This is a genomic window from Arthrobacter sp. 35W, assembly GCF_000482545.1.
In the GTDB taxonomy this organism is placed as follows: domain Bacteria; phylum Actinomycetota; class Actinomycetes; order Actinomycetales; family Micrococcaceae; genus Specibacter.
In genome coordinates, this window is the sequence record NZ_KI519454.1 from 1,165,148 (window position 1) to 1,174,786 (window position 9,639).

General features: G+C 62.5%; 8 protein-coding genes. 4 read left to right on the forward strand and 4 right to left on the reverse strand.

Annotation, left to right across the window (positions count from 1 at the left end):
- Window positions 1-293: 293 nt before the first annotated feature.
- Window positions 294-605, reverse strand: a complete 312-nt coding sequence (locus tag K254_RS0104930; protein ID WP_026554428.1) for an ArsR/SmtB family transcription factor — start codon at window positions 603-605, stop codon at window positions 294-296.
- Window positions 606-725: 120 nt separating this feature from the next.
- Between K254_RS0104930 and K254_RS0104935 the strand changes: the two genes are divergently transcribed.
- Entirely contained in the window at window positions 726-1,907 is a 1,182-nt protein-coding gene (locus tag K254_RS0104935) for an MFS transporter (protein ID WP_196810876.1), read from the forward strand.
- A gap of 84 nt (window positions 1,908-1,991) precedes the next feature.
- On the opposite strand, the gene K254_RS0104940 is transcribed toward K254_RS0104935, so the two are convergent.
- Entirely contained in the window at window positions 1,992-2,594 is a 603-nt protein-coding gene (locus K254_RS0104940) for a TetR/AcrR family transcriptional regulator (RefSeq protein ID WP_026554430.1), read from the reverse strand.
- Window positions 2,595-2,763: 169 nt separating this feature from the next.
- Between K254_RS0104940 and K254_RS0104945 the strand changes: the two genes are divergently transcribed.
- Complete coding sequence (locus tag K254_RS0104945; protein WP_026554431.1) at window positions 2,764-3,840, forward strand: alkene reductase; 1,077 nt, start codon at window positions 2,764-2,766, stop codon at window positions 3,838-3,840.
- A gap of 97 nt (window positions 3,841-3,937) precedes the next feature.
- Entirely contained in the window at window positions 3,938-4,651 is a 714-nt protein-coding gene (locus tag K254_RS0104950) for an SDR family oxidoreductase (protein ID WP_026554432.1), read from the forward strand.
- 355 nt (window positions 4,652-5,006) lie between these two features.
- Here K254_RS0104950 and K254_RS0104955 read toward each other — a convergent pair whose 3' ends face one another.
- Together K254_RS0104955 and K254_RS21830 are read right to left on the reverse strand one after the other, a co-directional pair.
- Window positions 5,007-5,249 carry a hypothetical protein gene (locus K254_RS0104955; protein WP_026554433.1) on the reverse strand — a complete coding sequence of 81 codons (243 nt, stop codon included), beginning with the start codon at window positions 5,247-5,249 and terminating at the stop codon, window positions 5,007-5,009.
- Window positions 5,250-5,725: 476 nt separating this feature from the next.
- Entirely contained in the window at window positions 5,726-8,107 is a 2,382-nt protein-coding gene (locus tag K254_RS21830; RefSeq protein WP_081709904.1) for a family 20 glycosylhydrolase, read from the reverse strand.
- Window positions 8,108-9,081: 974 nt separating this feature from the next.
- On the opposite strand from K254_RS21830, the gene K254_RS0104970 reads away from it, so the two are divergent.
- Window positions 9,082-9,585 carry a hypothetical protein gene (locus tag K254_RS0104970; RefSeq protein WP_231391749.1) on the forward strand — a complete coding sequence of 168 codons (504 nt, stop codon included), beginning with the start codon at window positions 9,082-9,084 and terminating at the stop codon, window positions 9,583-9,585.
- The last annotated feature ends 54 nt before the right edge of the window (window positions 9,586-9,639 follow it).

Consider the following 9,639-nt stretch of genomic DNA (forward strand, 5'->3'; position numbering starts at 1 on the left):
AGCAGTGATTGGTGATGGCGTCCGTGTGTCAGCGGCGCAGGACGTCACGGCCAACCCGAGAGCGCTCACTTATGAGTGTACTCAGAAATTTGGTCGAGGGAAGGTGGCATGAAGGAGATGCCGGTCTCACTCGGGGGAGGTGAGTGCGCCTATGCGGGGCTCTTCTCCCGCATTAGGCGCATTGGACCGCGAACTCGAACACCGCCCCACCGTCGACAGAAAGAGCTAAAAGACCGAGGCGAAATGGCCGGGCCGGACCGGCCTCCGAGCGCCGACGAGCGCCAACACCAGGCCTATGCCCCGAGCACAGCCTCCAGCAGTCCGGGGAATCGGGAATCCAGGTCGGAGCGCCGAAGTGTCAGCTGGCGCCGCCGCCCCCGCAACTCGCTGATGATGACACCTGCTTCGCGCAGCACCTTCACCTGGTGTGATCGCGAGGACTTGGGGGTGTTCACGCCAAGGGCCAAGCAATCGACCATATCCAGTGGTCCGTTTGAAAGTTGGCGCACCAACGCCAGCCGCGCCTCGTCGCTGAGCGCGAAGAGCACTGCCGTCAGTTCGATGGCATCACGTTCGGGATGGGGGAGGGGCGAAGGCTCGGTCATAGTTCGATGATAGTCGAACCAATTGAATAAATGCTGTACGCTCTCGTTATGGTTCCAAAATATTCGAACGTTCTGTTGTGCGATCCAACACCGCGCATCCAACTTTTGACACCCTCGGACATGAGTGGACCCCGCAAGCGCTGGGGCTTCCGTCTCGTACTGATTGCCACGACCGCGATGATGGCCGGCGCCAGTGCTCCATCACCGTTCTACCCCGTCCTCCAGGCCAGGTTTGGATTCGCTCCGGTCACGATCACGATGGTGTTCGCCGTCTACGCAGTGGCACTTCTCGCCCTGCTTCTCGTTGGGGGATCGTTGTCTGACCACGTGGGCAGGCGCCCCGTCCTTTCGGCAGGCTTCGGACTTTTGGCCATCAGCGTGTTTCTGTTCTGGCATGCAGACACTGCCCAGGCATTCATTGCCTCCCGCATATTGCAGGGCGGTGCCAGTGGACTGCTGCTTTCTGCTCTTTCGGCCACGGTGGTCGATTTGGAACCCAGCCACAAGCCCGGATCAGCTGCTGCCTGGAATTCGGTGTCGGCAATGGCCGGCTTGGCGGTTGGTGGGTTGATGGCTGGGTTCGTCCTGCTTGTGTTCGACGGTGGCGGGGCGCCACTGGTGTTCGGCACCCTGGTGGTGGTGTACCTGTCGATCGCGGGCGCCGTCTGGTTCCTTCCCGAGACATCCCCGCGGCATGAAGGAGTGTGGGCGTCGTTGCGGCCACGTGCGTCCCTTCCTCGCACTATGCGCAAGGCGTTCTGGTACGCGGCACCGGCCATCGTCGCCGGATGGGCGACAGGCGGGTTGTATCTCTCCCTCGGACCGGTGATCGTCGCAACGCAATTCCACGAAAGCTCCCACCTTGCCGGCGGTCTGGTGGTTGCGCTGCTGGCGGGGTCGGGTGCCATAGCGGGATTTTTGATGCGCAATCGTATGGGACGCGCCCTCACGTTGTACGGCACGATGTCCATTGCCATCGGGAGCGCCCTGGCGATTGGAGCGGTCGCCATGGGATCGCTGTGGCTGTACTACGTTGCGGTGGTGATTACGGGAACGGGCTTCGGCACCGCCTTTTCGGGTGCGCTGCAGTCTCTGTTGCCGCTTATTGGGCCTAGCCAACGTGCCCACGTGCTCGCATCGGTGTTCGTGGTCTGCTATTCCGCGTTCAGCGTGCCGGCCGTGGCGGCCGGACTGCTTGTGCCTGTCCTCGGGCTCTTTACCACTACATGCTGGTACGGGGCCGTCGTGGCGCTTATGGCCACAACCGCAGCGGTGCTTCGCCGGTTCGGCACCCGGGACTGACCGCAGCCCGTGAATTCCAGACCATGGTGGCCTCCCTGCCCTGAGGGCAGCCGCAAACTCGCTCCAGCCCAGGAGCTGCTGCGGTCAGCGCGGCAGGATTGCCTGGACCTGGTGCCTGATTGAACTGACGATCTCGTCAACGGTGCGCTCGGCGTTGGCCGTGGCCGCCATGCTGAGGAACATGATCGCGGAGATGACATGCGCAAGTGTGGCAGCGCTGCCGGCGTCGATGCGCCGGTCCCGCTGCAGGACCGCGGCGATGGCTTCTTCGGTCTCAGCGACGATGGCAAGCGCTTCACCATGGCGGGGTTCTTCGGGATCGCCGAAGACCATCTCCCGCAGGTAGGTCCGGCCGTTGTCGATCTGGGTTCGGTTGCACTCCACCACCGGGCGCACGATCGCCATCACCGCATCGGGCACGTCGGCAAGCGCCTCGGCATCCGCCCGGCCCCGCTCGAGTGATTCGGCGTAGTCGGTGTTCTGGACGAGCAGGAGGAGCTCACCCTTGGTCCTCGCATAGAGGAACAGGGTCCCGGTGCCGATGTCTGCCCTGTCGGCGATCTGCTGGGTGGTGACCTCTTCGACGCCGTGTTCGGCGAACAGTTCGCTGGCAGCGGCAGTGATGCGCTCGAGCTTTTCCTGCTTGTTCCGTTCACGCCGCCCGACCGGCTGCGGGGCAAGTGGCATAACGTGTCCTTCTGGAATAATGTCTGACTGCACTCAGTTATGAGGGTGGTCGGTACTGTGTGGGCTCGGGTATGTGTTTGTACATTCTCCCACGAAGGTCCGGAGCACCTGGCTCCGTCTTCTGCAGTCCCGGCGCCCGTGACCAACCAACGTGAAGGACCGTTCTCCCATGACCTCATCTTCCCTCTGGCAACCGTTCGCCCTTGGCCGTGTGGCCCTTCCGCACCGACTCGCCCTGGCACCCATGACCCGCAGCCGAGCCAACCTCGACGGCACCCTTGGCGATCACACCGCGACCTACTACGCGCAGCGGGCCTCCCTGGGTCTCGTCATCACCGAAGGCACCCAGCCCTCGGAGGATGGACAGGGCTACCTGAACACCCCCGGGATCTACACGCCGGAACATGTTGAGAGCTGGCGGAAGGTCGCCGACGCCGTCCACGCGGGGGGAGGGTCGCTGTTCATCCAGCTGATGCACGCAGGCCGGATGGCGCACCCGGACAACACTCCCCATCGGCGCCAGCCCGTGGCCCCGTCGGCGGTCTCCGCTGATCAGGACATCCGCACGGCGGCCGGGCTGCAGAAGGCCCCGGTGCCGCGCGAACTAAGTGCCCAGGACATCCAGGCCACCATCGCAGAGTTCCGCCACGCAGCAGCGTCTGCGATTGCCGCCGGCGCCGATGGAGTGGAGATCCATGGCGCCAATGGATACCTGCTGCACCAGTTCCTTTCCCCCAACGCCAACCACCGAAGCGACTCCTATGGCGGGTCGTTGGAGAACCGGTCCCGGTTCGTTCTCGAGGTCGCCCAGGCCGTCGCTGACGAGATCGGAGCGGACCGGGTCGGCATCCGCCTCTCCCCGGCCATGCCTCTGGGCGGCATCGACGAAGGCGGCACCGAGAGCGTACGCGCCCAATATCGCCACCTGGTCGGTGAGCTTGCGACCCTGAACCTGGCCTACCTGCACCTGCACCACGTGGGCGATGACGAACTGCTGCGCTCCTTCCGGGACGTGTGGCCGACGGCGGTGCTGGTGGTCCGCTATGGACGGACCCGCGGGCAGATCGCCGACGACATCGACGCGGGCCTTGCGGACATTGCCCCGCTGGGCCGTTTCGCGCTGGCGAACCCCGACGTCGTCGAGCGGCTGCGCACCGGGGCCTCACTGAATGAGATGGACCCGTCCACCATCTACGGCGGCGGCGAGGCCGGGTACACCGACTACCCGGCCCTGGCACACGCCTGATCGTGCCCTCGTGTACCGCCAGCCCCGGGGCTGGCGGTCCACGCCCATCCAGCCGCACCGTCCGGTGCGGCTATCGACTCATAGAAAGTCCGTGAACATGCCCACACTCAACGGAGCAATCGTCCTCGTCACCGGCGCCAACGGCGGCATCGGCACCCAGTTCGTACACGAAGCACTCGCCCGCGGCGCGGCAAAGGTCTACGCCACCGCCCGCAGCCCGCGTACCTGGGAGGATAAGCGGATCGTCCCGCTCACCCTCGATGTCACCGACCCTGCCTCCATCCGGGCGGCAGCCGAGGTCGCAACGGATGTGACGGTGTTGATCAACAATGCTGGCGCGTCCGTGTCCAGCCCGGGGATCCTTAGCCACTCCGACGAGGAAATCCGTGCCAACGTGGAGACGAACTTCCTCGGCCCGCTGTTTCTGGCGCGCGCCTTCGCCCCGATCCTGTCGGCCAAGGACGAGTCGGTGATCATCGACATCCACTCCGCACTGAGCTGGTACGCAACCTCCGGCATCTACAGCGCCACCAAGGCGGCGCTGTGGTCGGCAACCAACTCGCTGCGCCTGGAGCTCGCACCTGCAGGCGTCCACGTCGTCGGCGTCCACGTCGGCTATGTCGACACGGTGATGGCCGCGCGCCACACGGGTCCCAAAACGGCCCCTGCGGACCTCGTGAACCAGGTGTTCAACGCGGTCGAAGCCGGCGAATACGAAGTCCTCGCCGACGAGGCGTCCGTGAACCTCAAGGCCGGACTCAGCGGCCCCATCGAAGCGCTCTACCCGCAGCTGGCGGCAACGAACGCGTAAGCCGGCACCGAAATGGCACCGTGGCCTGGCCACATAAAGGCCGATTCTCAGGGTCGTTGCAACACCTGGTGGATAAGAGTTAGTTGCAAATAATGCAGACGCTCGGCTGAAGTATTCCAGCCGAGCGTTTTGCGTGGGTGGCCATTTCCGCGCCCTGGTCCCAGGTCAGGGAGCCTCGCAGGTGCGCGGTCCGGTCCAAGTTCGACGGTGGCCACGGTGACGTTGCGACCCCGGCCGCGCACGGTGGGGAATCCGTCCTTCTGGGCCTGCATGTAGTTCCGGCTGCCGACCGCAACAGCTGGCGGCAGCAGGAGGTTGAGGCGTCTCGTTCACAACCACGCCACCAGTGTGCTGTTCAGATTTGGGGCTGCAACTGCGGGTACGGCCCTGCGAGAGGTCCGCTGAGCGAGTCCCTGACGCTGCGTGCCACGTCATCCACGAGAAGCCAGAGCTCACCACGGTCCAGACCGTCGTAGGTAGAAGCAACAACGGTTTCTGCGCTGATTTTGGCTACGTCGAGGTTCGATGTCATCGGCGTAACATCGGTTTTTTGGAGTTGGCCAGGCAGGTCGAGCAAGGCAGACTGTTCGAGAGCCATCGTGTGTTTGTGTCTTTCCGTGAGTGACTTTGATCGGTACTCACTGACCATCGCACGATGGCTCTTTGCGTTAACGAAGCAACGTGGGCCGCCAGGATTTACACCACGCAGCGGGACGCAACCCTTCCGATTCTCAACCCGTTGAATCAACGTGTGTCGGGTGACCGACCCGTGCGATTGCATTCCTCCGTCAACTACCGGGTCCCGAAGAGTACGAGCAAACATACTATGTTTTTGGCTGCCGCTTGTTCCCGACACTGTCACCAAAAAGCGGGGGGCAGGACTCATGGGAAGCTTCATGCTCCCTTCTTTGCACAGCCAATCTCCCGAGGGACCAAGGACGAGGCTCTTGGGAGATTGGCTGGGCGCAAAGGCTCCGCAGGTTTCAGGCCAGCCAGACGGGAAGGCGGAGCTTCATCGCATCAATTGTTGCGGGCCTGCCAATCCGCTGATTCGGTGCCATTGAACAGCACTGCTTACGAACCGCACGTGAGCGCCTCATATGCGGCCGTTAGGGTCGTTGTCCGTGGCTGGCCGTCGACCGTTGCGGAGCTCTTCACAGTCACCTGCCCTCGGGGTAGATCCGCTACGCGGGTCGTAAACGCATGGAGCGCGTTTTTGCCCGAATCGATCGAGGCGAATGTCTTTGTGCCGTAGGGCGTGGTCAGTTCGATGGCTGTCGCAGCGTCATGGGTGTTAAGGGCGCGCACGGTTAGTATGGCTTTGCCGCCGACGCACCGACTCGTAACGGAGGCTTCCACCGTCGGACCCGCCGTCGGCAAGGCAGGTAGTTCGGGCAAGTCCGTGAAGAGGTCGAACTCTGCCACGGCGCTGAATGCGTTGGATGTGCCGTACTCGCTGAGGGCTGTGAAACGGACGTATCTCGCTGTCGTCGATTGCGTGAACGGGATGAGTTGTTCGCTCCATTCCGTGGTCGTCCCGGTGGAGGCGGGCGTGCCAGGGAACGTTCCTGCGGCGGAGACGGTCCAGGTCGTGCCGTTGGTCGAGGTTTCGACGCGGTAGTCCTTGATCCGGCCGTTTGTTCCGCCGGATTGCCGTGGCAGATATCGTGCAGCGCTCAATTCATGTGCCGTCCCGGTGTCGATTGTCAGCGACTGGGGTAGGGAGGCGGTGATGCCCGTGTATTGGCTGTGCCACATGGTGTAGGGGTTGTTGTCGATGGCGTTGTTCGCCGCATTTGAGTCTTGGCTGGTCTCCTCGCTCGTGGCGGTGATTGACCAGCCTGTCTTAGAAAGTCCGTGTCCTGCCGCTCCGATGTTGTTTCCCATGACTGGATCCCGGTCGGTTCGGGTCATGGGAGAGTCGCCGACCTGGACATAGCGGTCGAGCATGTCTGCGGACGTGGTGGGAGCGCCTGCCCAGGTGCGTTCGGCGACGACGGCAAGCGGGCGGCGGCCGATGTAATCGACGAAATCGAGGGAGAGGTGATAGCTGCGATCCATCCAGCGGCTCAGATTTAAGCCGTCGATGTTCGGTCCGGATGTGAAGGCGTAGTCGTCATATGTTGTGTTTACGTTGACGAAGCCGTAAGAGCCAGGCGTCGAGCCGAATCCTGCGCTGACATACAACGGCCCATCCTGCGAGCCGATCGTCGTGTATCCCTGAGCTGCACGATCGGCGGGGTCCGTCAGCCACTGCACGATGGTGATGTTCTTATTCGGCATAATGCTGGTGGTGGACTCGAAGTCCCACCATTGCCAGAGCTGTGCCGACTTCCCGAGGGAGCGGACGTAGTCGTTCATCTCGTTGATGAACTCGATGTTCACGTCGCCGACATAGGGGTAACCCTTCGCCTGCTGGTAGGTGACGAGTTCCGGGCACTGTTGCTGCGCGTTTTGCGTCGGAAGCTCGTCGCCGCCGATGTGGATGGACGGGCCGGAGAAGATGTCCGCGACCTCGCCGATCAGGTCTTTGGCCAAGGAACGCATTGCCGGGTTGGTGTAGTTAAGGGTCCAGCCGGATCGGTCCGAGCCTTCCCAGAACGTGTTGGGCTTGGACATGGATGGGCACGTGAAAGCGAGTTCGGGGTACGCGGTCGAGATCTGCACGGCATGCCCGGGGAGGTCGATCTCCGGAACGATGGTCACGCCGCGTGCGGCAGCATATTCATCCAAGCTCCTCAATTCGTCTGCGGTGTAGTGATCCGCCGAGACGACACGCGGATGTGCACTGCTTTCAATTCGATAGCCGTTCCAGTCGCTGAGGTGCAGGTGAAGGTTGTTCATCTTGTACCAGGCCATCTGGTCGATCTGCTGCCTCAGATATGGCAGCGACTCGAAACGCCGGCCGAGGTCGATCATCTGCCCGCGTGTGCCCTGGGTGGGTACGTCGCTCACGACGCCTCGCGGCAGCGTGAAAGCGGTGGGGGTGGTTCGCAGTGCCTGGGCGACGGTGACGGCTCCGTAGAAGGAACCGGATGCATCCGATCCTTCGATCACAACAGAATTGCCGATTGAAATGGTGTAGGCGCCCAGAGGCGCTGTATTCGCACGTCTTGCAAGTTGAATGTCTCCGGCGTCGACTGCTCCAGACGAACGGACTTGAGGTCGATGCCCGTAGTCGGCAGCGATATAGTCGGCGAGCTGATTTGCAGCGACTTGCGAAGCGTCATCAGTGACGATTTCAGTGTCACGGGTGAGAGTCCAGGCTTCCCCGCCGGCAGACTGCCAATTGGAAATCCGTGGAACGGTGACAGGAAATTCCGCCTCCGCCGCGGCTGCGGATTGCGCAGTGGATCCTAGTCCGGCCATCGCAATGGCAACAACACTGGCGGTAACGAGGACAGTGGTAATCCGGCGAAGCGGTGGTGCGAGGACACGTAGAGCGGACCCTGACATCGATTCATCTCCTTGATCGGCATTGCACTTAAATATCTACTTACAAGCAGGAAACCTCATATTGGCGCATGTTTACGTTATCATTGCACTTGAGATGAGATCAAGCACTGTTTTAAACTGCTGATCTCACGCTGATTCTGCGGTCTGCGGCTAAGGTGCCAAGCAAGTTCTGGCCAGCTACGAAGCATCGCGGTTGAGTCAATAATCTCGGAGGTCGTGAGATCTCCTGAGGGAATCCCGTGCGATTACCGAGCCCGTTCTGAGTTAGGTGCGCGCGGGAGAGTCAAGCAGGCTACCGCTAAATCCCATCGCCAGCCTCGACCCCCGGCGGTCCTTAGTGGCGGGGGTCGAGGGGCTTCGCGGAGGGGGCGGATTGCTCCTGTTGTTCCTTGGGTAGTAAATGCCGGTCAACCGCCGTGAGTTGAAACGCGGCAAGGGGCGATCGGCCACGAGTTGGACGGGGGTCTGTGCCGAGTCATCTGCGCCACTCGCTGGCCCCTTACGGGGTCATTCTCGACCTTTATCCGGAAGGATTTTACGCCAGATCGGGCACAATCCACTGCCCAGAGATTGAGGTTTTGGCTCTTGTCACACTCGTAGAAGCAGTCTAAGTTTACGTAAACAATGCAGGCGGCTTGCCCAGGTTTGGTCCGTGCGCCAGCTGTTCCCTGTCGCAAGGCCGCGCATGGGTCAGCTAATCACCCGGTCTCGAGGCAGCCCGTTTCTCGGTCGGTGGAATGCGGAACTTCATCGGACCGGATTCCGTCTACGGGCCAGAGCCCGCCTCGCAGCCTTCCATTACCCGACCCATTGATGCACCCCCGCACCCCACAGAAACAAGGAACAAGGAACAAGACGATGAGTAAAGCGCGCTTGATCGCGAGGATCGCGGCAGCTGCCGTAGTACGGCCCTGCTGGCCGGCGTCGCCGGAGCCGCGACGGCTGAGGAAAACCACGGCGACCAGGACGTCGATGTGCATGTCGAGATTGCCCAAATCGATGAGCCTGGAATCCTGGCCATGAGCGTGGCGGGGAGCACGGCTACGCTGACTGAAAACTGTTCCACCCCGACGGTCCGCCAGTTCACAGGGTTGCTTCCAACAGTGACGGTGACCGACGCTCGGCAGCCTGATCAGATCCAGGCCGGGGCAGGTTGGTACGTCCTTGGCTCGTCCACGGGCTTCGCCGGGGCCGCAGACCAGCCCGCGATCGGCGCTGGCCACCTGGGTTGGTCGCCGTCATTGATCGACGGCGGTGTATCCGGCCAGGTCTCCGAGGTTGACGTCGAGACAGTCAAGGATTCAGGTCTCGATGCTATGGGCCTGGCGGATCAGGAGCTGCTGGCCTTGGCCTTGGACTCTGCTGCCATTGCGCCTGAAGGCCAGTGGAGGGCCACCGCAGGTCCGTTCCTGCGCACGCCTGCGACCGTCACGCCCGGCGACTACACCGCAAACCTGACTCTGTCGCTGTTCGAGTAACGGCAGAATCGGTCCGGCTCGAGCCTCAGCTCTGCCTTCACTGCTCCCAGATCC